At 44.5% G+C, this 24492-nt stretch carries 25 protein-coding genes; 17 read left to right on the forward strand and 8 right to left on the reverse strand.

Features of this window, described 5'->3' with window-relative positions; genetic code table 11:
- Positions 1-74: 74 nt before the first annotated feature.
- A complete protein-coding gene (locus L7H18_01630) occupies positions 75-698 on the forward strand; it encodes a hypothetical protein (protein ID UMX48225.1) in 624 nt (207 codons plus the stop codon).
- Positions 699-1025: 327 nt separating this feature from the next.
- Here L7H18_01630 and L7H18_01635 read toward each other — a convergent pair whose 3' ends face one another.
- Complete coding sequence (locus L7H18_01635; GenBank protein ID UMX48226.1) at positions 1026-1880, reverse strand: DNA adenine methylase; 855 nt, start codon at positions 1878-1880, stop codon at positions 1026-1028.
- Complete coding sequence (locus tag L7H18_01640; GenBank protein ID UMX48227.1) at positions 1877-3802, reverse strand: hypothetical protein; 1926 nt, start codon at positions 3800-3802, stop codon at positions 1877-1879. Before L7H18_01640 ends, L7H18_01635 begins: the two co-directional genes overlap by 4 nt.
- A 488-nt stretch (positions 3803-4290) precedes the next feature.
- On the opposite strand from L7H18_01640, the gene L7H18_01645 reads away from it, so the two are divergent.
- From L7H18_01645 to L7H18_01665, 5 genes are all read left to right on the forward strand, one after another.
- The gene (locus L7H18_01645) at positions 4291-4614 is read left to right on the forward strand and encodes a helix-hairpin-helix domain-containing protein (GenBank protein UMX48463.1); all 324 of its coding nucleotides are present in this window, start codon (positions 4291-4293) and stop codon (positions 4612-4614) included.
- A 79-nt stretch (positions 4615-4693) separates the two neighbouring features.
- Complete coding sequence (locus L7H18_01650; protein ID UMX48228.1) at positions 4694-5443, forward strand: transposase; 750 nt, start codon at positions 4694-4696, stop codon at positions 5441-5443.
- 203 nt (positions 5444-5646) lie between these two features.
- Positions 5647-6765: a ribosome small subunit-dependent GTPase A gene (rsgA, locus tag L7H18_01655; protein UMX48229.1), complete on the forward strand. Its 1119-nt coding sequence runs from the start codon at positions 5647-5649 to the stop codon at positions 6763-6765.
- Positions 6766-6805: 40 nt separating this feature from the next.
- The gene (locus L7H18_01660; protein UMX48230.1) at positions 6806-7219 is read left to right on the forward strand and encodes a desulfoferrodoxin; all 414 of its coding nucleotides are present in this window, start codon (positions 6806-6808) and stop codon (positions 7217-7219) included.
- A 190-nt stretch (positions 7220-7409) separates the two neighbouring features.
- A complete protein-coding gene (locus L7H18_01665) occupies positions 7410-7811 on the forward strand; it encodes a hypothetical protein (GenBank protein UMX48231.1) in 402 nt (133 codons plus the stop codon).
- A gap of 60 nt (positions 7812-7871) precedes the next feature.
- Here L7H18_01665 and L7H18_01670 read toward each other — a convergent pair whose 3' ends face one another.
- The gene (locus L7H18_01670; protein ID UMX48232.1) at positions 7872-8129 is read right to left on the reverse strand and encodes an SWIB/MDM2 domain-containing protein; all 258 of its coding nucleotides are present in this window, start codon (positions 8127-8129) and stop codon (positions 7872-7874) included.
- 382 nt (positions 8130-8511) lie between these two features.
- Between L7H18_01670 and L7H18_01675 the strand changes: the two genes are divergently transcribed.
- The 3 genes from L7H18_01675 to L7H18_01685 all read left to right on the forward strand — a co-directional run bounded on the left by L7H18_01675 (position 8512) and on the right by L7H18_01685 (position 10121).
- Positions 8512-9471, forward strand: a complete 960-nt coding sequence (locus L7H18_01675; protein UMX48233.1) for a M15 family metallopeptidase — start codon at positions 8512-8514, stop codon at positions 9469-9471.
- Positions 9472-9641: 170 nt separating this feature from the next.
- Positions 9642-9839 carry a cold shock domain-containing protein gene (locus L7H18_01680; GenBank protein ID UMX48234.1) on the forward strand — a complete coding sequence of 66 codons (198 nt, stop codon included), beginning with the start codon at positions 9642-9644 and terminating at the stop codon, positions 9837-9839.
- Positions 9840-9920: 81 nt separating this feature from the next.
- Entirely contained in the window at positions 9921-10121 is a 201-nt protein-coding gene (locus L7H18_01685) for a hypothetical protein (protein UMX48235.1), read from the forward strand.
- 415 nt (positions 10122-10536) lie between these two features.
- On the opposite strand, the gene L7H18_01690 is transcribed toward L7H18_01685, so the two are convergent.
- Entirely contained in the window at positions 10537-11058 is a 522-nt protein-coding gene (locus tag L7H18_01690) for a GrpB family protein (GenBank protein UMX48236.1), read from the reverse strand.
- A gap of 193 nt (positions 11059-11251) precedes the next feature.
- Between L7H18_01690 and L7H18_01695 the strand changes: the two genes are divergently transcribed.
- Both L7H18_01695 and L7H18_01700 read left to right on the forward strand, forming a co-directional pair.
- The gene (locus tag L7H18_01695) at positions 11252-11734 is read left to right on the forward strand and encodes a hypothetical protein (protein UMX48237.1); all 483 of its coding nucleotides are present in this window, start codon (positions 11252-11254) and stop codon (positions 11732-11734) included.
- 207 nt (positions 11735-11941) lie between these two features.
- Positions 11942-12925, forward strand: a complete 984-nt coding sequence (locus tag L7H18_01700) for a DUF5671 domain-containing protein (GenBank protein UMX48238.1) — start codon at positions 11942-11944, stop codon at positions 12923-12925.
- 53 nt (positions 12926-12978) lie between these two features.
- On the opposite strand, the gene L7H18_01705 is transcribed toward L7H18_01700, so the two are convergent.
- The gene (locus L7H18_01705; protein UMX48239.1) at positions 12979-14079 is read right to left on the reverse strand and encodes a hypothetical protein; all 1101 of its coding nucleotides are present in this window, start codon (positions 14077-14079) and stop codon (positions 12979-12981) included.
- A 487-nt stretch (positions 14080-14566) separates the two neighbouring features.
- On the opposite strand from L7H18_01705, the gene L7H18_01710 reads away from it, so the two are divergent.
- Both L7H18_01710 and L7H18_01715 read left to right on the forward strand, forming a co-directional pair.
- On the forward strand, positions 14567-15775 hold the full coding sequence (locus L7H18_01710) for a DEAD/DEAH box helicase (protein UMX48240.1): 1209 nt from the start codon (positions 14567-14569) through the stop codon (positions 15773-15775).
- 83 nt (positions 15776-15858) lie between these two features.
- Entirely contained in the window at positions 15859-16731 is an 873-nt protein-coding gene (locus L7H18_01715) for a hypothetical protein (protein ID UMX48241.1), read from the forward strand.
- On the opposite strand, the gene L7H18_01720 is transcribed toward L7H18_01715, so the two are convergent.
- On the reverse strand, positions 16680-17330 hold the full coding sequence (locus L7H18_01720) for a hypothetical protein (GenBank protein ID UMX48242.1): 651 nt from the start codon (positions 17328-17330) through the stop codon (positions 16680-16682). The genes L7H18_01715 and L7H18_01720 overlap by 52 nt on opposite strands.
- A gap of 99 nt (positions 17331-17429) precedes the next feature.
- On the reverse strand, positions 17430-17753 hold the full coding sequence (locus tag L7H18_01725) for a YerC/YecD family TrpR-related protein (GenBank protein UMX48243.1): 324 nt from the start codon (positions 17751-17753) through the stop codon (positions 17430-17432).
- A 205-nt stretch (positions 17754-17958) separates the two neighbouring features.
- Between L7H18_01725 and L7H18_01730 the strand changes: the two genes are divergently transcribed.
- Complete coding sequence (locus tag L7H18_01730; protein UMX48244.1) at positions 17959-18612, forward strand: DUF192 domain-containing protein; 654 nt, start codon at positions 17959-17961, stop codon at positions 18610-18612.
- 115 nt (positions 18613-18727) lie between these two features.
- Here L7H18_01730 and L7H18_01735 read toward each other — a convergent pair whose 3' ends face one another.
- Positions 18728-21400: a GNAT family N-acetyltransferase gene (locus L7H18_01735; protein ID UMX48245.1), complete on the reverse strand. Its 2673-nt coding sequence runs from the start codon at positions 21398-21400 to the stop codon at positions 18728-18730.
- Between the two features lie 786 nt (positions 21401-22186).
- Between L7H18_01735 and L7H18_01740 the strand changes: the two genes are divergently transcribed.
- The 3 genes from L7H18_01740 to L7H18_01750 all read left to right on the forward strand — a co-directional run bounded on the left by L7H18_01740 (position 22187) and on the right by L7H18_01750 (position 24455).
- Positions 22187-22459 (forward strand): anaerobic ribonucleoside-triphosphate reductase, encoded by a 273-nt coding sequence (locus L7H18_01740; GenBank protein ID UMX48246.1) that lies wholly within the window; start codon positions 22187-22189, stop codon positions 22457-22459.
- 157 nt (positions 22460-22616) lie between these two features.
- Entirely contained in the window at positions 22617-23201 is a 585-nt protein-coding gene (locus L7H18_01745) for a rubrerythrin family protein (protein ID UMX48247.1), read from the forward strand.
- 174 nt (positions 23202-23375) lie between these two features.
- Complete coding sequence (locus tag L7H18_01750; protein ID UMX48248.1) at positions 23376-24455, forward strand: CAP domain-containing protein; 1080 nt, start codon at positions 23376-23378, stop codon at positions 24453-24455.
- Positions 24456-24492 lie beyond the last annotated feature (37 nt).

Here is a 24492-nt window from a genome sequence, read left to right on the forward strand (position 1 = left end):
GGGTAAATTTATGAAGGTAAGTAGCGAGATGTAAATTAATCGATAATTTCAAATTTTATTAAACAATTTTTAATATGATTTATTTAATTGGCGGCCCTCCAAAATGCGGAAAAACCACATTGGCAAAAAAAATATCAAAATCATTTGGTATTCTTTGGGTTTCCACAGATACGCTCCAAAATGTCATTAAGCCATATATGCGCGAGAATGATTTTCCAATAAAATTTCCCGCAGATTATCAACGAGGCAAGGATAATGATGAAAAATATTCTAAATTTTCAACCAATGAAATTATTGAAGCCTATAAACAGCAGGCAAAAACTGTTTATCAAGCGATAGAAATGTTTGCAGTTTGCGAAATTACCGATGGTAATGATTTTATTATCGAAGGTTACCATATCGAGCCGGGGCTTGCCCAAGAATTGAATATAAAATATCCGGATAAAGTTAGTTGCATATTTCTTGTAAAATCCGATAGAAATAAGTTTGTTTGCGATATAAAGAAAAGTACAACCCCGAATGACTGGATAATTGCCAGAACAGGTAAAGAAGAAACCTATCAAAAAATTGCAAATATGATTTGTGAATATGGCGTTTTTTTTGAAAAAGAGGCAAGAAAATATAACCTTAAAGTATTGAATATGGATAATGATTTTGATATTCGAGTTAAAGAGGCCATTGATTATTTTGCAAGATAATAAAACAAGACAATAAAAGCGGGAGTAAAATTATTATGCCCTTATGGTTTATTCCGCCCACTGGCAAATTTAGATCTAAGACGAGGAAAACCCACCGGGGGCTCGATATTTAGCTTCCAGCGGCCTTGTAGATGATAGTTTTTGGTAAATTTAACTGCTAACAACTGCAAAAGCAGTTATTCCCTCAAAAATCTGTTTAATTTGACAAGTTTTTAAAAAATTTCAGAGGGTCTAACCCTCTGTGGCAAAGTTTTAGGAATTTCCTTAGATAAATTAGTAAACAACTAAAAACCCGCACAGCGCGGGTATTTAGTTTATCGATAGCTATTAGATTTTGATTGGGTTTTGATTTAAATCAACTTCTATGTTTTCACTAAAAAACAAAACCTCGTTTGCTTTTTTTACAGTGTGGGCAACATGCAAAAAAGAATATTCTATCGTTTTAAAATCGTGATACAAATCTTTTATTTCTTTCGCCTCATCATAAGATACGATCCATTTTGAATTTTGAATTTTTTGTATTGCCTCGCTAACTTTTTTATGACTGTCTTGTTTGTAATGATTTAAGTATAAAGAAGGCCCTTTGAGATAGTACGGGGGATCGAAGTAAAATATAGTATTCTCATTATTGCTTTGCTCTTGTATTTGTTTTATAAGTTCTAAGGCATCTAAATTAAACAATTCAATATCGGCCTTGCGTGACGCAATAAGTTCGATTTTTTCAATTAGATTTTTTTTATTAAACCGGCAATCTATTTTATATTCTCCCTTTTGATTCTCTCCTCCTATCACGCCGCCGTCGATAATTCCTGAATGATTTGTACGATTAAGAAAAAATGTTGCGAAGCCTAAATCAAATAAATCTGCTGTTTCGCTGTTTGAATTAATTTCTTTAAATTTTTTCCAGTTCTTAACGGTAATTTTTGTATTGCTAATTTTTCTGCAAAATTTTTCCGTATTGTTTAGAATTGAATACCAAAAAGCGTAAATACCGCGATCAAGGTCGTTAATCATTATTTTTTTTATATTTCCGTTTATTAGCAAATAAAGGGCGACTGACGCGCCCCCCGCGTACGGCTCAACATAGTGACCCTTGATATTATTCTTCTCGCAAATTGAGGCAATAAACTTTGCCAATTTGCTTTTTCCGCCCGGATACCTTAATGGCGAATAAAATATCATATTAGTTTTTTGGTATTTAGTGATGCAATTAAATCGTTCGGATCTTGCAACATAAACTCAATTAACGATATAAGGTTATCCGCCACAGTTCTCGCATCGTTTGGCCCTGCGCCAGTTTTATAATTGTGAATAATTTGATGAAGTTGGTCTAAATCAAATTGCTCAAAAGCTTTTTTACTGCCAGTATCATTTATTAGCTCGATAAATTTTATGCGTAAGGTTTTGAAATTCGTATATTTTCGTTGGACCCTGTTGTCGTAAAATGCGGACTTAAAATGATTGTAATCTTTTATTTTTTTTCCGTTATATTCCGTTTCGCTAACTGTATATTTCAAAACGCATTCAAAAACTACACGGGCAAGTGCTACTTTTGCATTGGAAAAAAGCGAATTATCTAGACTGTAACATTCATCGATTAAGTGTTTTAGTTTTGGAGCAACCACCTTTCTCTCAAAAACGGGGCGGGTCTTTGTTGACCCCTTTTTATATTGGAGATTTATTTTTTGTTGATTTAGGTTAGTTTTTTGGCTATTCGGTTTTATCGAAGTTGACGGAACAAAACCGTGTATATTTAACCTTTTAAGAAACTCTGCTTTTTCCCTATCGACATCTATGTGAGAGATGCTTGGATTGTTTTTTAAATAAGCTACCAAAGCATTAATATATTCAGAAAATTTATTTGCATCATTAACCACTATTTGATAATGCGGTTTATTTTTAAATTTATATCCGCATAGTTCACTAAAACTAAATAACCTTTCGAATATAATAGTTTTGCCACCCATGCCACCTTTTCCTCTCCGTAATAATATTTTCAAATCTTCTTTGGCAATTTTAACCGCCTCATAATAAAAACTGGCAAGTTTAATTAATTGTCCGGGGTTAGAATCTATTTCTTTTATTGAATCGTCAGAAGATCCGGTATTGTGCATCTCAAATGCTTTCAAAGCTTTTGCGATGCGATCCCATTCCCGAAAAAGGCTATGAGTATGTTGTTCTTTAATCCTTCGGTCCAGTTCGTTTTGATCCGTATAAATCAGTACCGGCAACTTATCAATTTGTATTTTTTGCAAACTTAAACCGTATTTTCCGGGAAAATTCAGGGCCTTTGCCGCTGCACATCTTCGATTGCCATCTTTTACGATGAAATTCTCTCCCGAAGGCATAACCCATAACGCCTCGTCTGGATAAAATTCTTTTCTGTCGGAAATATTTTGAGCAATTTCTTCAGCCGATTCTGTATAAAGCAAATATTCAATCAAATCTTCTTCTTTCTCGCTGCCATTATACAATTCGGCAAATCTGTCATTATCTGGGTCAAGTATCAGTTTGCTTATATCTTCGTATTCTATTGCCATAATCTTAAATTCAATAATTCTTATGTTGAAGCTAGAATCCACTATTTCGTTGATTCTAACATTTTGTACCATTTTTTCAATTATTGTGAAATCGGCCTGTTTTTGCTTCAAAATCAAACAATTCCGGTTTCCGCACACCCCCCCCACAAACAGCGCGCGGAGCGCCGCAAAATTTTGCCAACAAAAAAGCGGAATTACTCCCGCTCCTGCCTTTCGGCAGTTCGCTTCAGCTTCTGGGCTCCCCAACGAGCCATTAAAGCAAACTATTGTCGTTGCCCTCTGCCCAAATCTCATCCACCATGCCAAGGCCAGAGGTTTCAGGAAGTAGGTTATGCCCCCGACTAAGCTTCGGTCGCCCCTCCAACCTGCTGTTTTCCGGGGCTTCCCTCGCAAAGGGGTAGCCGAGCCCGAATTGGGCTTGGGCCAACGCATCTTAGCCGCAAGTGGGGGTAAATTTGAGGAATCTGCCGCTAAAAGCACCGCGTCAAACAGTGTTTTTAGTTCAAGAACGAGTTTTTGACCGTCTGATTTGAAGCTCCGAAATACAAAACGAAAAATTAACATTAAAAAATTTCAGAGGGTCTAACCCTCTGTTTGCACCCTCTTTCACGCTAAAGCGGCTGGCGATTTTTGGTATGGTGGTTTTAAAATGTTATATTTAAATCGTATTTAAATACAACTTAAACTATAAATTAAATATGTCGGAGAATGACCATATAATCGCAAAAAGGAATGTTGTCGCGGTGGAAAATGAATCCGGTTCCAAAAAAAATGTGACCATTGAGATATTTTTGCCCCAACCGACCGAAGACGGCAAGGATTGTTTTTGCCGCGTTCAATTCAACGGGATCGAGGGCGAATCATACAATGTTGGCGGCATGGACAGCCTTCAGGCGCTCTCGCTGGCGATTTCCAAAATAAAATCGCGGTTTGACGCGTTGCGGAACGGGAAATATGATTTTTTGTGGCCCGAAGACGGAACGCCGATGGAATCCGTTGATTACGACTTTGTGGCAAAAGGATTCCAACATCCGCCAAAAAAATCTTTGAATATGGATCAAAATTGTGATTTGCGAAAAATTCCCGGGGTTGGCAAAAGCATCGCGCGGGACTTGCGGGATATCGGCATCCGCTCCGTCGCGGATTTGAAGGGTAAAGACCCGGAAAAGTTATACGAACAATCCAACCGGTTCGCGGGCGCGATTCAAGACAGATGTTTGTTATATGTATTCCGCGAAGCGGTATATTTTGCGGAAACTGACAATCCGAATCCCGAAAAATTAAAGTGGTGGAACTGGAAAGATAAAAAAACAAATTCAGCAAGGGGTTATTCAACTTCAGCAAGGGGTTATTCAACAAGTTTAACAAGGGTCTAACCCTTGTTGGTAAAAAAAACACATCGACAAGGGTTAGACCCTTGTTGAATAGTCGTTGTTGAATGGTCTTTTATTTTATATGAGTATTAAAGTTGAACCGTTTGGCGTTGGAAATTTTGTTCATGCATATAACCGGGGCAATAAAAAAGGAGATATTTTCTTTTGCAAAACCGATTATTGGCGGTTTCTTAGGGCGTTGCGCTTTTTTAATGATGAGCGCGATATTACTAGATTTGCCCAATGTTTGGGAGACCTAATTATTTCAAAGAAAAAATCTTTAATGGGGGTGGACCCATTTAGCGGACACAATACATTTGAATGGCAAGAGGAATGGGGGCCTCAAAGACAGTTGGTGGAAATCATCGCCTATCATTTATCACCCAATCATTATCATTTGCTTTTAAGGGAAATTATTTCTGGAGGCATTAGCAAATTTATGAAAAAAATAGGCGCTGGCTATACTGTCTATCAAAATATCAAGAAGAAAGAGATTGGGAGAATATTCCAAGGTCAATATCGAGGAAAAACAGTCAATGATGAAAAATATTTGCAATACTTAGACGCATATATCCAAGTTTTTAATGCGTTTGAGATTTTTGAAGGTGGGATCGAGGCGGCGTTAAATGATTTTGATACTGCGTTCCAATTTGCAATGGACTACCCATTTAGTAGTTTGGGAGAAGCATTTGGGTCTCGCAATTTAGGTATTATTAAAAGGGATTGCTTTGAAAAAGTTTTTGGGAATGTAAATATCTACAAAGAATTTTGCCGCGACGCTTTATTGGCTCGCAATACTCGCGAATTTTTGGGAAAACTGACAATTGAATAGCGACCACATAAGAAATACATTTAACAAGGGTTAGACCCTTGTTAACTTGTTGAACTTCTTGTAGGATAGTCGAAAACATATATATTGTTTTTAGCGAGGTGAAATATATGAAAATATCAAAATCGATCGTATTGGGGATAATAAGTTTTGCCGCCGGAGCTTTGGCGATGTATTTTATGAAAAGCTTTTTTTAAGCAATTATCATGGAAAGGGAATTAAAACTTGAAGATTTGGGGTATGGGGAATTTTTTGAAGCCAATCGGACGAGTTTGGGATGGGACGGTTTTGCGGTCGCGCGGGTTATCGCCGAATACAAAGGAGCTTACCGGGTAAAAAATACCAAGGGCGAATATTCGGCAAAAATCACGGGAAAGCAAATGTTTGCCGCCCGGTCCCGGGAAGATTATCCGGCCGTGGGCGATTGGGCGGCGATTACCGATCTTGGCGGGGGGCAGGCGGCAATCCGTGGCGTGTTGCCGCGAAAAACCATCATAAAAAGGAAATGTGTGGGTAAAAACGATGTCCAGATAATCGCGGCGAATATCGATATCGCGTTTGCCGTTGAATCCGTTGACAGCGATTTCAGCTTGAACCGTTTTGAAAGATATTTTGCCATTGCCAATGACGGCGGGATAAAAACGGCGATTATTCTTAATAAAATCGACCTGATCCCAAAGGAGGAGTTGGAAGAAAAAATGGCGCGAATAAAAACGCGGTTTGGCGATGTTGATATTGTCGCGACGAGCACTCTGGCCGAAACAGGGTTGGATACATTGAAACGATATTTGGAAAAAGGGAAAACTTATTGTTTCCTGGGATCGTCGGGCGTGGGGAAATCGTCTTTGATCAACAAATTGATCGGCAAGGAAATCATCGACACCAAAGAAATTGATCTCCGCACCGACCGGGGCCGGCACACCACTACCAGCCGGGAAATGTATTTTTTGGAAAACGGCGCGCCCGTTGGCGAAGCTCGCCCGACGGGCGGCGGCATTGTGATCGATAATCCCGGAATGAGAGAAGTGGGGATGGCGGACGCGGGCGCCGGAATTGATGATTTGTTTGGCGAAATTGCCGCGCTGGCCTTGGATTGCAAATACCCCGACTGCACCCACACCCACGAGGCCGGGTGCGCGGTGCTGGCCGCGATTGAATCCGGCAAATTGGATGAAGACAAATTCAACAATTACGCCAAACTGAAAACCGAATCGGAATTCTACGAAATGAACGAGCTCGAAAAAAGACGAAAAGACCGGCAATTCGGAAAATTCCTCAAAACCGCGAAAAAGCAGTTAAAGGCGCAAGGCCATAAAGATTATTAAAAAATTAAAAAGGATTTAGCAAATAATAACAAAAAAACATATGGCACAATTTAAGGAGATTTATAAGTGCGCGGTTTGCGGGAATATTGTTGAGGTTTTGCGCGCGGGCGCGGGGCAATTGGTTTGTTGCGGACAGCCCATGGAGTTGCAGGTCGCAAAAACTTCGGACGAGGGTACCGAGAAGCACCTGCCGGCGCTGGCGGAGCTTCCGGCCAATGTTTGCAGCGGCAAGGACGGGGTAAAAATAAAGATCGGCGCGGTGGAGCATCCGATGACGCCCGAACATTATATCGAGTGGATCGAAATTGACACTATCGACGGCAAATCAGGCAAGAAATTTTTAAAACCAGCCGACTTGCCCGAATCCGAGTTCCAGACCCGGATGAACATCGTGGGCGCCCGCGCCTACTGCAATGTTCACGGCCTCTGGGAAATAAAAATAGCCGCTAAATAGTTAATTACTTTGAATTACGAAACGCTTTGCATTTGGGGTCTATCCCTCGCGCTTGTCCCGAGGCTTTTGCGAGGGATAATCGCAAGGGTTAAACCCCTTCAAGGCATTTGAATTTAATGGTTTCGTAATTCAAGATAATTAAAAAGAACAAGGGTTAGACCCTTGTAACCTTTATTCTTTTTTTAAAAATATGGCAAATAAAATCGACGGGTTCGCGTATTGGGCTCCGCGAATACTATCAATCATGTTCGTTCTGTTTTTGGCGTTGTTTTCTTTGGATGTTTTTGAACCGGGGAAAAGTTTTGCGGAAGTCGCGGCGGGGTTGTTGGTTCATAATATACCGGTGTTGTTGTTGGCCGCGGTCGTGGCAATTTCGTGGAAGCGCGAGATCGTGGGCGGGATTACATTCATTTTGGCGGGAATATTTTATATCGTGATGGTGATGGTGGGAGCGTTAAAGAACGGTTTTGAATGGTATATGGCCTCGTGGTTTTTGACAATTTCGGCCCCGGCATTTTTAATCGGCGCGCTGTTTCTTTGGGGATGGCACAGGAAGAGGATGCAAAAAATCAATTCGTCTGATAAAAAATAGCAAGGTTTTAAAACAAAAACCGTCTCAAAAATGCGAGGCGGTTTTTTTTGAATTTAACAACTATGAAAGGTGGGCGGAAACCAGTTTGGTCATTTCAAACATATTGACCACTTTCTTGCCGCCGAACACCGCTTGCAAGCCGGCATCGGCATTGATGTTGCGTTTGTTGTTCGGGTCCTGAAGATTGTTCTTCTTAATATAGGCCCAGAGATTTTTGACGACTTCGGACCTGGGCATTGGGCCTTTGCCGACGATTACCGCTAATTCTTCACTGATGGTCATTGGCTTCATAAAAGCCGAATTCACTTTTTTTGCCATAATTTTTTTTATTATTAAAATTATTTACCTTTATAGATATATACCACAAACCGGTTCATAATGGAATAAGCCGGGCGCTATTCGGTACAAAACGGATAATTTCGGACGGATTCGGGCATCGGGCATGAGAATTGATTTTGGAAGCGGACAAAGATAGAAGACAAAGGTAGAAGTTTTTATTACGCGTGTTTTAATGGTATATTGAGAGCGTGGAAAAACTATATTTCAACTGCAATTTCCATCTTTCGGCCGCGAAAAATTCGTCGGTCGGCGGCAGACTTTAAGCCAAGTATGCCTTCTCCTTCCTTATTTTTCTCGCTCGAAATCTGAAAATTTCGTTCTGAAAATAGTTTTTCCACGCTCTCATATTGATTTTATGATTTTGAATAAAAGAATTGGCGTATCGTTTTTGCTGAGCGCGGCAATCTTCGCGGTCGCTGGCGCGGCAATCGCGTTTTTGGCGTCGCAGAATTATTTTCTGCGGGAGAACCGAAAATTGCTTGAAAACGAAATTTCGCAAACTTCGCGCGGGTTTGCCGCGACAATCAAAAATTTGAATTCCGAAATCAACAGTTCGGAAGCGGAATTGGCGTTGACAAAACAGAATTTGGCAATCACGGTTGCCCAGCGCGATAATATCGGCATGCAATACAATGATGCCGTGGACAAATACAACCAGGAAAAGATCCGGGTGGACACCCTCAACTCGCAAGTCGGCGAGATTCGGGGATCGGTGGACGCTTTGGAAAAATTAAAAGCCATCGACGAAGAACTTCTTAAGAAATATTCAAAAGTTTATTTTTTGAATGAAAACTATATTCCCGAATCGTTTTCGGCGATTGATCCGGAATACGGCTATAATTCCAACGCCGATTATCTGGTTTATTCCAAGATTTGGCCGTTTCTGAAAGTTCTGCTGTCAACGGCGCGCGCCGACAATGTCGATATAAAAATAGTTTCGGCTTATCGTTCGTTCGGCGAGCAGAGCAGTCTGAAGTCGTCGTACAAAATAACTTATGGCGCCGGGGCGAATAAGTTTTCGGCCGACCAGGGATATTCCGAACACCAGTTGGGCACCACGGTCGATTTCACCACGCCGGAGATCGGCGCGAGTTTTTCCGGTTTTGAAAAAAGCGATGCCTACGAATGGTTGCGGCAGAACGCTCACCAGTATGGCTTCGCGCTTTCCTATCCCGAGGACAACGATTATTACCAGTTTGAACCGTGGCACTGGCGGTTCGTGGGACGGGCGCTGGCGCAAAAATTGCACGACGAAAACAAAAATTTTTACGATCTTGATCAGCGCGAAATCGACCAGTACAGGATTTCATTTTTTGATTAGCGGTCGGCAAACAACGATGGTTGTTTGCGGAATGGATGCCGTCGGTTGTAAATTGCCGCGCCATAGCCATTTGGCAAAAAACCGAATATGGTGTATAGTGGGATAACGAGGATGATAAGCAACAAAACAGTCGATTTTCCCGTTGTTATTAATTTAAACAAAACAAAAAAATGGAAGGTACAATCAAAACACTTACGGAAAGAGGATTTGGCTTCATTTCCCGCGAAGGGGAAGCCAAAGACTTGTTTTTCCACTCCAAGGAATTGAAGGGCGTTACCTACGATGAATTGAAAGTTGGCGACACCGTCTCTTTCGAGGTAATTGATGGCGATAAAGGCCCCGCGGCAGTGAATGTTTCCCGCGTCTAATCATGAGACTTCAAAAGCGCTCCGATATTTTTCGGAGCGTTTTTTTGTTGCTTTTCCGGCTTAATAGTGTAGTGTGGAGATATGACCCGGCAAGAGATGTTTTTATCAGAGCATAACAAGTTGTCGCCGTTGAACCTGCGGGCAACGATTGCGTTGTTGGTGCGCTTCAAGGAAGAGAAACCGTCGCTTTTTGAAGACGGCGAGGATTGGCCGTTGGACAAATTGCGCCGGCCGTTCATAATGTGGCTCACATCTTTGCCGATCCGAAACCGCAAAAGTTAATATTATCTTAAATTGTGAAACCGGTATTTTCCGATAGCGCTCATACAATTTTTTCGTTATTGCCTTGCCAAATGCGCGGTGAAGCAAAGTTTGTAATTTTGGCAATAACGAAAAAAATGTAAATTATCGGAAAATACCGGTTTCACAATTTAATTGAATTGTAAGCTATGAAAAATTCGCACAACCCCAACAAGAACAAAAATAAAACCGCGCATCGCCGGCTGGTCAAAAAGCACCGCCCCAAAAAAGGAAACAGCCGAAAATAGTTTTTCAAAAATCGCCCAAGCGGCGATTTTTTGGCGGAACAATTCGGGAGCGTTTAAAAAATTATATAAATTCAGCCATAGCTAAAATTATAGAATCGCGGAAAGGCGGCAGTTTGCATATATTCCATTTGAAATATATTTCGTTTTGGTTATTTGCATTTGGCCAGGATTCTGTTGATGAACTTGGTTTTGGCGCGGTAATATTTTTGAGTGCTCAAGCCGGCCGCGGCTTCTTTTATTTTTTCATATGCATTTAGTGCTTTGGGGTGGGTTTTTAGATGTTCTTCAAATTCCAATAAATTCGTCCAGTCGGCGCATTCCTCATTCACCACAATGATCTCCGCTTTTGTCTCTTTGATACAAATTACGAAACGCGCCCTTCGCAAAGGATATAAACTACCCGGCTTGCCAAAGGCCCTTTCCATTTTTTTGATTGTTGTGTCAAAATCAGCCGGAGATACGGGAATATCAATATCGATCTCGCCTTGCCCGGAAATTCCAAAGCTGACCGCGCCGTGAAGCTCTATTTTTGCGCCTTTTCCCAGTGTTTTCTTAATCATTTGTTTAATGAGGCTAAATTTGTCCAGTGAAGTTGGATCGTAAGGATGAATTTCAATTGAATTGCCATCCGGCAAATGCGCCAACCATTTTTCTTGTTCAGATGTGATCATAATTTTTTTGCTTATCGTGATATTGTATCATATTTCATTTGTTTTTTGACAGCCAAGCCCGGGTGAAATAGCAGGCCGAGTGAAATCTCATATATTCCATTTGGAATATATGAGGGCGGCATTATACTGTTTCTTGATTGATTTTTGGCGTAAAAACGGATAGATTGTAATTATTGACGAGGTAAAAACTAAAATGGGCAAATTTAATTTCAATCAAGGTGATTTTAACAAGATAAAGGATGAAGCAGAAAAATTTTACGGTTCAATCGGGGAAATTTATTGTCCCTATTTTCAAGAAAAAATTGTTTTTAATTCAAAGGGATTAAAGCATCTTAAATTCAAAGCCGATCAACAGGCACGGCCGGCAAAAGACCAATATGCGAGATTAAAACTTTTGTGTTTGGTTCCCGAAGTATTAAAAAAATCCCATACTATTCAAGGGATATGGAAAATCAAAAGATTTGAAGAACAAAAAACGAGTGGCGGATGGAAGCACATTTTAAGGGAGGTGGTTTATTATGAATTTGTAGCGGTTGTCTCCTCGGTTAGATTAAAAATAGTCGTCAAGGAGGTAATTGGCGGCGAAAAACATTTTTGGAGCGTTATCCCTTTTTGGGGCGTTGATAAGAAAAACAGTAAAAGGATTTTGCACAGCGGCAGTCTTGATCCCGATTAAACTAAAAATACCGCGGACGCGGTATGCTTTAGTGACGCTTGGTTACAGCTTGGATAGCCGTGACAGGGCCAAGGCCCTCCAAACGTCAATTTAAGCATATGATAAAATCGGACATTGTCAAGCTTGCTTGAGCATTGAACGATGCCATCTATGGCGTTATAGAGCGGGTTTGATATAATCTAATCAATAATAAAATAACCAAAAACTATGGAAAACACAAATGTTTCCAATGTCCCCAAGGAGACGGCCAAGGATGCGTTTTTGCATCTTTTGTCGGCGGCGATGATCTATTTGAGCGTGATCGCGTTCATCACTTTGTGGTGGCAGATCATCAATTTTCTGGTGCCCGACAAATTGAATCCCCAAGGCATCGGCAGCGGCATATATATGACGCTGATTTGGGCGACATCGGCGATCGTGGTGGCGTTTCCGGTGCATGTTTTGGTTTCCTGGATAATCGGCAAGGATCTGCGGGCCAATCCGGCCAAGCGCGAAGCCGGGGTGCGCAAATGGCTGTGGTATATCACTTTGTTTGTTTCGGCGCTGACCATGGTGATCGATCTGGTTTCATTGATCTTTAATTTTTTGCGGGGCGATCTGACCATGCAATTTTTCTTGAAATCGACGGTTATCCTGATCGTTGCCGCCGCGGTGTTCGGTTATTTTTTGTGGGATTTGAAAAAGAAAGACAAGGCGACCGATATGCCCAAAAAGATCGCCTGGATTACGGCGGCCGTGATCGCGGCCAGCATTATTTTCGGTTTTTCCTTGATGGGGTCGCCGGCAAACCAGCGCGATCTGCGGTTCGACGAGCAGCGAACGGGCAATTTGCAGGAAATACAAAACAACGCGGCCGATTATTGGCAGCAAAAAAAGGTTTTGGCCAAGGACTTGAATGAATTGAGCGTGACCGGCTATGGCATGCCCAAAGATCCGGAAACCGGAAAACAATACGAATACGCGGTTACCGGAGAGCTTTCGTTCCGGATCTGCGCGGATTTCAAAACGGTTTTGAGCGCGGAATCGGTTGGCAAGAATACGCCCTATTATTACGGGACGCGGGCCGGGTTGATGACGGTGCCCCAATATTGGGTTCACGGCGCCGAACGCACCTGTTTTGACACCACTATCGATCCGGCTTTTTTCAAGACCGAATCCGATATCAAAGCGCAGAACATGCTGGCACCGTAATGCGAATTTTTCAAAAAACCGCGGCATAAAATGCCGCGGTTTTTTGTTTGGCGTTACTGCCGGCAATTGGCGATATCGGCCAAGCATCCGGAATTGTCGTAACCCGCCGGATCGAAATTGGGCAGATTGTTTTTCCGGCATTGCAGGATTTTGTCCAAAACTTTTTGGCTCACCAAACACTCCGGGTTTTGCATTCTTGCGATTGTTGCGGCGGCGATTTCGGCTTGCGTCATGCATTTGTATTCCGTAACGCATCCTTGTTGATCGAAGTTGGTTTCAATCTGGCCGCCGCGCAAATTACAGGCGGTGCGTTCCGATTGCGCGGGTTGAATGATATTTTCGCACGCGACCGGCGCCAAGCATTGCGGTATCCAGGCGATTTTGGATTTTTCATTGGCGAAATTTTTAAGCGTCCAGCCCGGTCCTTGCGCGTTTTCAAAGGCCATAGAAACAACAAAAGGCAAGTTGATGTCGCCGATTTTTCGCGCCACGCAAACATTGAAAAACCCGTCGGTGTCGGTTGATTTCACCACCATCTTAAATTTTTTGCAGGGAACCGCGCCGGTATCGTCGTTTTCTTGCGGGATGATGGAATAATCGCCCGTGGATTGTCCCGTGAAAACATTTTTCAACAATATCGGCGAAGTTGTTTCCCAGTATTCTCTATCGTTAAAATTTTTACCGGCATAAGCAAACAGCCTGTTGAGCGTTAACGGCAAATCCAAATCGTTGTATTTTGACACGGCATCGTCAAAAGCCATGCCGGTTTCGTTGACCCAGGTACTGACGGCCATTTGGCCATTATCGGCATAGATTGTGAATTTGGCGTATTGCGTTTGCGAATTTTTATCGTTCGGTCGGATTTCCATCAATCCCAAATAAGCCGGCCGGTTGTCGCATGTGGTTTTGTTTTCTATGTAATAAGAAATCGTGTTGCTTTGGCCCGGACCAAAATTGCTGATGGCGTAATCAAGCCGCAAGGGAGTGATGGATTCTTCGGCGGGTTTGGTTTCCGCGTCTTCTTTCTTTTGTTCGGATTGCCGCAAAATCGGGGCGGGGATTGTTTTTTCATTTTGAAAGTAGAAAAACAAACCGCCGCTTATCGCCAGAACGAGGATAACAACGCTGCCCAGAACCATTGTTTTTTGTTTCATATATTTTATTTTACAATCCCAATTTTATTATATCATCTTTGTATTTGTATTTAAGGGTCTATCTCCTGTTGCCTGTCCCGAGTATTTCCGAGGGATAATCAACAAGGGTTAGACCCTTGTAAGAAGAATCCGGGGTGAATTTCAAGGGACTATCCCTCGTATTAACGAGGGATAGACCCTTGAAATCCCGTTCCCGGCGAGTGGCTACAACCACTGCAACCTTGACAGGGAGGCGGTTTTATGATATTGTTTAAACATAACTTAAATTCTCGTTAGTTTTGTTTAGGCAAAACCTATTCTCGTTAAGCGAGCGGTAATCCGCGAAGTCCTGAGCGTTGCGAAGGGCTATAAGCTTCAAAAACTGGCGAAAAAAATGATTGGTCGCTTTTTTTGTTTTGCAAACGCACGCAGGAAAGCCTAAAGACCCGAAGTTATAAAAGATATGCAGACGAGTACGCAGAGCGGGGAAAAAACCCGCGGATATTTTATGAAATCAAGGCTCTCGAGTTTTGGTTCCCGGCCCCGGCGTTTTAACGCCGGCAAGTTCGGCGCCAAGCGCGGGGGAGGCTCAAGGGGGAATAATTTCCGGGGAGCCAGAATCGATCCGGCAAAATTTGTCAACAAAGCAATCGGGCAAAGCGACCCGGCCGGCGAGAAGCTGTCCGAGACGAAATTTTGCGATTTCGAAGTTGATAAGCAATTGAAACAAAGAATCGCGGATAAGGGTTATGTGAACGCCACGCCGATTCAAGCCAAAGCCATTCCGCAGATTCTGAAAGGGATCGATGTAGTGGGGATTGCCGATACCGGCACGGGGAAAACCGCGGCATTTTTGGTGCCGCTGATCAACAAAGTTTTGGGCAATCGCAAGGCCAAGGTTTTGATCGTGGCGCCGACGCGCGAATTGGCGGCGCAAACCGACCAGGAATTAAAAAATTTGGCCAAGGGATTAAAGATATTTTCGGTGTGTTGCGTGGGCGGAACCAGCGTGTCGCGGCAAATGTCCGAATTGCGCTATTTCAATAATTTTATTATCGGAACACCGGGGCGGTTAAAGGATTTAATCGACCGCAAGCGGATAAATCTGGCGGAATTCTCGACCATTGTTTTGGATGAAGCCGATCGGATGCTTGATATGGGGTTTATCAATGATATGAGATTTTTGATGGCGGGTATGCCGCAAAACCGCCAGACTTTGTTTTTTTCGGCGACTTTGTCGCCCGAAATCGATCGGCTTATCGGCGAGTTTTTGCGCGATCCGGTGAAAATTTCCATCAAAACCCGCGACACTTCGCAGAATGTGGAGCAGGATGTGGTGAAAATCAACGGCCGCAACAAAACCGAAGTTTTGCGCGAGTTGCTGGCGCGGGAAGAATTCAGCAAAGTGCTGATTTTCGGCCGCACCAAGCATGGCGTGGAAAATCTTTGCAAGACTTTGGAGAAAAACGGCTTTAAAACCGAATCAATCCACGGCGACAAGAATTATTCGCGCCGCGTGAAATCATTGGAATTGTTCAAGCAGGACCGCATTCAAGTCCTTGTCGCCACCGATGTGGCCGCGCGGGGATTGGATATCGCCAATGTTTCGCATGTGATCAATTATGATTTGCCGCAATCCTACGAGGATTATATCCATCGCATCGGCCGCACCGGCCGCGGCAATCAATACGGCAAAGCGCTGACCTTTATCGACTAGTTTGCGTTTCAATTTTTTTAAAAATCGCCATTTTGGCGATTTTTTGTTAAAATAACCAAGCAACAGCTATAATAATCAAAAAAATGGAAGATCAAAAATTGGAAAAAATCGAGAAATTGGATTATTACGCGATGGAAACGGCAAAAAATCTGGCCGGTTGGAAATATCCGGAATTGAAAATCATAAAATCGAGCCGCAATGTTTTCGTGGGTTCGGGCGACGCCGACAACACGGGACGGATTCTGGCGCAGAATTTCGGCGGCGTTGGATTCTCCGTGGTTGATTACAAAAAGTTTTTTGAGAACAATCCCGAACGCGATTCGGATATCTACATCGTCAACGCGTCGGGCGCGAAAGACGGCGTTAAAATGGCGCGATGGCTCACCGAAAACAACTGGCGGCCCAAGTTGATTACTTCCAACCCCGAACCGCCCGCGGGCAAGTTTTTGAAACCCGAGGATATTTTCGTGTTTCCCGCGATTATGGAACCGCCGACTTACAATGTGAGCACTTACGCGGCCATGCTTTACGGGATTTTAAAAGAAGATGTTGCCGGCCTGGCGGATACGATGGAAAATTTGCGGATTCCGGATTTGCGCAAATACAAATTTATTTTCTTTTTAGCCGACGATAAATATGAAATTGTCGGCAGGATGGCCAAGCGGAAAATCGCCGAAACCCTGGACGGCATCGGCGCGGACGCGGGCGGATATTCCAACGCGGCGCATGGTATGTTGCTGCAGCCAAATCCCGACCGCTTGGTGTTTTGCCTAAATTGCAAGTATGACGGAACCGGCGATAGTTACGAGCTGGGTGGTGATTCTTATCTGGGATTGTTGCTTTGCATTCATTATATTATCGGAAAAAACCAGACCGACCGAAATTCCGAAACAATCTTGCGCAACTATTTCGAGAACGCCAAAAAACAAGGCTGGAAATTCAACAAAGTTTGGTAAAATACTTCAAAAAAGATCGGGGGGATGATGGCGTCTCGCGCGAAAATATAAAAACAGTCTCGGGATTTTTCTTCCGAGGCTTTGATCAATTGGAGGCAAATCTTGTTTTGTTCGAATATTTTTTCGCCTCCCAAGCTTTCGCAGGCTTCAAAAAGCCGCGAGCCGGTCATCGTTTTGATCAGGATATTTCGTCTTCCGTGCGGCCATATCAGTTTGGCGACCAGTTCTTTTCCCGCGTCGGTTTCTTTCTCCGCGACAGTTGTCAAATCGTCCACGAAAAAAAAGATTTCGTCGCGCAGGATATCGTTCGATTCCGGGATTCCGATGAAGTCGCCAAAATAATTATCCGCGAAGAGGTTGATTATTTTGCCGTTTTCATCGGTGACGATTTCAAATCCCAGAACAAAACCGGCGATTTTGCCGTATTCGGCCGCGACCAGGCAAATTGAACCGCGTACCCCCATTTCAAGGCAGTCGCCGCATGTTCTGACCGGGTATCCGACGGGCAATTTCCGGCCGCATATCAGGCATTCGCGGCTCTTGCCGTTTGACGGGGCGATGCCATTCAATCCAATCGAATTTGTTTTGCTTATTTTCATTTTTCGACCACTCCGTTTTTTTAAAGAACCGCTTCCCCGAAGGATGCGCAACAAAAAACCCTTCCGGGAAGGGATTGACAGTGGCAAAATTTGTAAAATTTAAAACCGACCGCGGCCAATCTCCGCCCGGGAGCGTTGGTTGCGGCGATGCAAACGGTTTAGAATGGTTTTGTAGCCGCCCAGCGGGCCGTTGAGCCATTTGGAAACGCGGGCAATCGTGGTTGAGCTTAGGCCGGTGGCATTGACGATGGCCGAATAGGGGATTTTTTCCGAAAGCATTCGTGCGGCTTTCAGCCGGTTGGCGAATTCTTTGATTTCGTCTTCGGTCATCAAATCGCGCAAAAAAGCTTGGGTTTCCCCAATAGTTTTAAACGCCAGAAACGCGCTGATCAAATTTTGTTTATCCTCATTTTTCCAATCCATATTATCACTTTATCAAACTAAATTACTTTAGTCAAGTAAACTAACAAAAAATATAATCAAATTGCCTTGAGATCATCTCGATTTGAGAATCATTATCGCGGGGCGTTTCGCGCCAGCGGACCTTATTATGACATTGATAATTTTTTCTAAAAAAGTTAGTTTAAAAACAGATTTGCCAAACCCAACCGCGTATAAAGCCAAAAATATGAATTTTCCTCAAATCAACATAAAAAATAAATTTATTCCCCGGGCGGCGATCGCGGTTATTATTGTCGCGGTTTTTATCGTTGCTTATTTGAACGATCGCAGAACGCCTTCCGGCGGCGCCGACGCGCGGGATCAGGAGTCGCGAGAACAATCGCCGGTGTTGACTGATCCTCAAAACAATATCGGGACTACCGAGGGTGACGGCAAGTTCGCGCCGCTTTTGGAAACCGAAATTGGCGCGGTAAGCAATCCGGTTTCATCGTCAACCGCTCCCGAAGCCGGACGGATCGCGGGCAAGGTTTGTTTTGGCGAGCAATGTTATGGCGTGGAATTGGCAAAGACTTCGCAGGAAATCGAGCGTGGTTTGATGTACCGGGCAAGCTTGGATAAAGACAAGGGGATGCTGTTTGATTTCGGCGGCGCCGGAATCCATAAATTTTGGATGAAAAACACTTTGATCAGTTTGGACATAATCTGGATCGGCACGGACAAAAAAATAATTTTTATTTCAAACAATATCTCGCCTTGTATCAAAGACCCTTGTCCGCTATACGGGCCGGATTTTTCGGCCAGATATGTTATTGAAGTGAACGGCGGCGAAATGAAGCGTTTGGGCGCGAAAATTGGCGATATCGTGAAGATCGAACAATAAAAAATCGCTTGACCTTTGCATTCGCGCTATCCATTGCCGCAAATCCGTTGAGGATTGACCTCCCAAAAGCTGAGGTCAAACCTCAACAAATTTGCTTACCGGGTAACAATTACATTTAACCCAAATTCAATTCCGCGGAGCCGCTGTCCGGGTTTTCAGCGATTGTGAATCCTTCTTTTTTAACCAGAGCTTTGATGGCGTAGTTGTCTTTCAGAAAGTTAAGATAGATTTTTTTCAATCCTTGCTGGCGGGCGATGCGGATCATATGATCGGTGATTTTTTTGCCCAATCCTTTTCTTTGCCAAGCGTCGGCCACCACAATCGCGAATTCCGCGGTTACATTGGGTTCTTCTTCAATGAGACGGCCCGCGCCGATGGTGGTTTTCTTGCCTTTTTCTTCAATCTCGGCGATAATCGCGGTTTCGCGTTCATAATCGATTTGGGTGAAGTGGCGCGCGAATTTGGCGTCGAAATTTTCCGGCGCGTTGAAAAACCGAAAGCGTTTGCTTTCCTCGGAGAGATTGTTCAGGAATTCCCGGTGGCGCGGTTCGTCTTCGGCCATAATGGGCCGAAGGAGCGCTTTCTGTCCGCCGGCAATCGTTATGCGGCTTTCATATTCTTTGATATAGGGCAGTATCGCCAAATGGGAGTATGGTTTGGGCGGATTGGCGATAGCTTCGGGATCGAAAACGACTTTCGCGTCAACGATAAGAACACCTTCCGTGTCCGCGGCCAGCGGATTGATGTCGATTTCTTTGATTTGCGGAAAATCAGCCAGCAGATAGGAAAATTTGTACAGGAAAAATTGCAATTCGGCAATGTTGGCGCCCGGCATATTCCGATAGCCCTTGAGCAGGGTGAAAATTTTGGTTTGCTCCATCAGGTTTTTTGCCAGCGCCATATTCAGCGGCGGCAAGCCGATGGTTACATCGTTAAAAACTTCCACGGCCACGCCGCCCATTCCAAAAACGATTACCGGGCCGAACATCGGATCTTTTTTCGCGCCCACAATCAGCTCGAATTTTTTGGAAACCATTTTTTCCACGGTTATGCCTTCAATATCCTTGGGATCGATGTAGTTTTTGGCGCTTTCCATGATTTGGCCAAAAGCTTTTTTAGCTTCGCCGGCCGACCGGATATCAAGTTTTATGCCGCTAACTTCGGTTTTGTGCAATAGTCCGGCCGCTTCCAGTTTTATGGCCGCGGGAAAACCGATTTTTTTGGCGATTGCCGCCGCCCGTGCCGCGGTTTTGGCCAAATAGGCGGGGTTGGCGGCCAGACCGTAACAGCTTAAAAATTTTCGGGCCGGCGCGCCGGTGAGAATAAATCTTTTTTCTTCCGCCGCCCGTTCCATTATTATCCGCGCGGTTTGGGTGTCGGGGACAAATTGCGCCGGAATCGCTTCGGGCGGAGTTTGGATGTCGTCCAGATTTTTTTGCCATTCGTTGATGCCCAGAAAACAGGCGATCGCTTTTTCCGGCGTGCGATAAACCGGAATGCCGGCGCCAAGCAATATCCGGACGCCGTCTTTTACTCGTTGCTGGCCCATAAATGACGCGAACACCGGTTTGCCGCCAATGTTGGGAAGATCGGCGATTTCGCGCGCGATTTGGCCGCTTTTGGTGACCGCTTGCGGGGTCAAAGTGATCATTATTCCGTCAACATTCGGATCGTTTAGGCAGGCTTCCACCGCGGCGCGGTAATGTTGGGGCTGGCCATCGCCCAAAACATCGATAGGGTTGCTTTTGCTCCATGCCGGCGGCAGTTGGGTGTTTAAAGTTTGAACGGTGGCCTGCGAAATTTCCGCCAGACGCCCGCCGTTGCCGGTCAAGAAATCAGTGGAGATCACGCCCGGACCGCCGGCATTGGTCACGATGGCCAAACGGTTGCCGGCGGGTTTTTTGTAGTGATTCAAAGTTTTGGCATAATTGAACAGTTCGCTGATGGTGGCGGCGCGAATCACGCCGGCGCGCGCAAACGCGGCTTGAAAGACTTTATTGTCGCCGGCGATCGTGCCGGTGTGCGAGGCCACGGCTTTTACGCCGGCGGCGTCCACGCCGGATTTCAAACACACGATCGGTTTGGTTTTGGAAAACGCGCGCGCCGAACTCATAAACTTGCGCGCGTCGTTTAGCGATTCCATATACAGCAGAATGCTGGTTACATTGGGATCGGTGTCGAAATAATCGATCAGTTCATCGAAACTGATGTCAGCCATCGAGCCGATGGAAACAAAATAGGAAAATCCCACATTGTCGCCCAAAGACCAATCCAAGAATGTGTCGCACAAAGCGCCGCTTTGCGACACGAACGCGATATTCCCGGGGTTGGGCATTTCGGGCGCGAAGCTGGCATTTAACGAAATTCGCGGGTTGATGAATCCCAGACAATTGGGTCCCAGAATTTTGACCCCGTATTTTTTGCCCGCGGCCTGGATCCGGTCAAACATTTTTTGGCCTTCGGCGCCGGCTTCTTTGAAACCCGAAGAGATGATCGCGACGCCGCTGACTTTGGCTTTGCCGCATTCGATCACCAGATCGAGCACGGTTGGCGCGGGCGTGGCAATGATCGCCAAATCAATATGTTCGCCAATATCGGAAACCGAGCAATAAGCTTTAACCCCTTGCACGGTTTTGGCCTTGATATTCACCGGAAACGCTTTGCCGCCAAACGCGCTGTCCTTGATATTCTTGAAAATCGAATACCCGACCGAATTTTCCCGGTCATTGGCGCCGATGACCGCGACGGTTTTGGGATTGAAGAAGTTGTGAAGTTGGGCAAGTGACATAATATTTTAGAATAGTGAAAAATTTAAACTCGCGCGAAAGTTGAATTCGTGGAGGTTTGACCTCGGCTTTTGGGAAGTCAATCCTCAACGAATTCAACGGCTGGGGATAATTGCCATTTGTTTATTCTACCTTGTTATCGCATTTTTTAAAAATTCGAGTATTCGCGTTTGTAAAATAAAAAACGCCAACGCGTTTATAAAAAGAGAGAAAGCAGAACGGTTTTATATTGTGCTCTGCTTATGAAAGGGGTGGCCGCTTGGTCAATGAAGGGATAGGAGGAGAATTCCAAGCGGCCGCTACAATAAGGAAGGAACTATGACTCGGGAGAGTATATCGTAATAATACGATAAACCTCCAAGTCTATTTTTTATATAGCATATCCATAAAATTTGTCAATGCATTGCACGCTTGACATTGATCTATCAATGTTTTATATAATTAGTGATCTCTTAGGGATAGGAGATTCAAAATAAAAGAGGTGAAATATGCATCAGCGGATTTTTCTTTCCTACCTCCATGAGTTGGCCAGCCAACTTTTGGATGGGAGGAATGTGACTGTTGAAAGTCACATCGATAGGTACCATCCAAAGCGTTATTAGTGGCTGGTATGGCAATAGATAGGGAGGATGAGGGCGCAAAATTTTACTTTGTTTTGCCCGAACCTCTCTCTTTTTAATTTATAAACAGATAGGCAAAAGCCTTGTTTTTGTTTATGTTTGATGGCTATTGACGGCGCCAACGGGCAAGATACAATGGATTTACTAAATCATAATCAATTAAAAAATATGGAACCAAATCAAAAGTGTTATGATTGCAAGGCCGATATCGAGATCGAGGGCGACCGGATAAAAAACGGCGTGTTGCTTTCCTATAAAGAAGGCGATAAGGAATATGAGGTTTTCAAGTGCAGCGATTGTTACAAAGCCAGTCCGCGCTTGACCGATTACAAACCTTGCGAAGTTTATTCGCGGGTCTGCGGTTATTTGCGGCCGGTCGGGCAATGGAACGCGGGCAAACAACAAGAATATAAAGAAAGGAAAGAATATAAAAATTCTTAAATCCGAATATTCGAATGTTCGAAATCCGAAACAATATCGAAATTAAAATATCGAATGACCAAAACAAAAAAATTGCATTTTGTTTTGAAAATTTAAATTTTGAAAATTAGAATTTGTTTCGGATTTCGATACTCGTGTTTCGAATTTTGCTACTTTTATGGATAAAACTCTTATTAATTTGGCCAAGGCGTTTGTGGGCGAATCGCAGGCGCGCAACCGTTATACGATGTACGCCAAGATCGCGCGCAAGGAAGGGTTTGAACAGATCGCCGAGGTTTTTTTGATGAGCGCGGATAACGAACGGGAACACGCCAGCTGGCTGTTCAAACTGATCAACCAGTTGCAGGCCAAGGCCGGCAAGGCCGGAGAAAAGATTGCGGTTGAGGCTGAAGTGCCCACGGTTTACGAAACCACCGTTGATAATTTGAAAGCCGCGATCGCGGGCGAAAATTACGAACACACGCAAATGTATCCCGAGTTCGCGCGGGTTGCCGACGAGGAAGGTTTGCCCGATATCGCCCGGCGCTTGCGGGCGATTGCCAAGGCCGAAGAGCACCACGAGAACCGTTATCAAAAAATCTTGGAAGTGATCGAGGCCGGCACGGTGTTCAGCAAGGCGGCCGATTCCTGGTGGGTTTGCCGCGAGTGCGGTTACATCCACTTTGGCAAAATTCCGCCGGAAGTTTGCCCGTCCTGTGATCACGCCCGGGCTTTCTACCAGTTGCGGTGCGAGAAGTATTAGAGGGGGGCAATCAATCGTGGGTAACTATTTTTGCGACGCGCATAATTTTCTGCTGAAAATTTGCTTTCGCTCGCGCCGTCGCGCTCGCGGCATCGCAAAAATAGTTGCCCACGATTGATTTTTTGGGAGAGAGAAGAAGACGGGGAACCGCTTTTTTTGTGTTAAAATATAATTATGCCACGAACTTTGTGGATTTCGACATTGTTGTTATCGGCCGCCGCCGGGTCGGTTTTTTTGTGGTTGAATATCTTGCAAATCAGCCAAACGCCGCAAGATATTATTTTTGAGGGCGGCACCGTAAAAATAATTCAAGCGCCGGAGCCGGACAACGGCGCGGATACGGCCGATGTCGTTGATTCGAGCCTGATGTCACCGGAACAATCCGTGGATGTCGCCGGCCTGCCGGCCAAATTGTCTCCCGCGCCGAAAACGGTATCCGCGCCTTTGGTGGGCGAAATGCCGTTAACGCAAGACCGTATAACCGGCGATGGCGCGCTGACCCGGGCCGGCGTGATAAGTTTGACCAACAAGGAACGGCGGAATTATCTGGGCGCGGGTTTCGCGCTGGCCGAGAACGACCGGCTTAATCTTGCCGCGGCCGCCAAAGTCAAAGATATGTTTGACGGCCAATATTTTGAACATATGTCTCCCGCGGGCAATGGCGCGGATTATTTTATCGAATCCTCCGGTTATGAGTTCATATTGATCGGCGAAAATCTTGCCTTGGGAGATTATGCGAGCGACGCCGATTTGGTCAAGGCGTGGATGGACAGCCAAGGCCATCGCGAAAATATTTTGAAACCCGGTTTTAGGGAAATCGGCGTGGCGGTTGGTTTTGGCATCTACAAGGGACGGCAAAGCTGGCTGGCGGTGCAGGAATTCGCCGTACCCAAATCCGCTTGTCCGCAGATAGATTCGGATCTGTCGGCCGGAATTGATGCCGACAAAAAAACGCTTGACCAATTTTCAAGCCGGGAAAATTCTTTACTGGCGGAAATTAGCCGCCAAAAGGCGGTTGCGCGAACTTTGGAGAAAGAATTGAACGATTTGATCGCGGTTAACGGTTCATACGCCGCGATCAAAGCAAAGCGCGCGGAATTAAACGCCGTCGTTGCCGCGGTAAACAAAGATATTGGCGAATACAACTCCGTGATCCGGGAAATGGAAAGCGTTTATAATGCCTACAAATCCCAAATCATCCGCTACAATCAACAAGTGAACGCTTACAATGCTTGCGCCGCCGCGCTGGAATAAAAAAATACATTGATGCCGGGGTATTAACCCCGCCATC

Source organism: Candidatus Nealsonbacteria bacterium DGGOD1a, assembly GCA_022530585.1.
Taxonomy (GTDB): Bacteria; Patescibacteriota; Minisyncoccia; order Minisyncoccales; family UBA5738; genus UBA5738.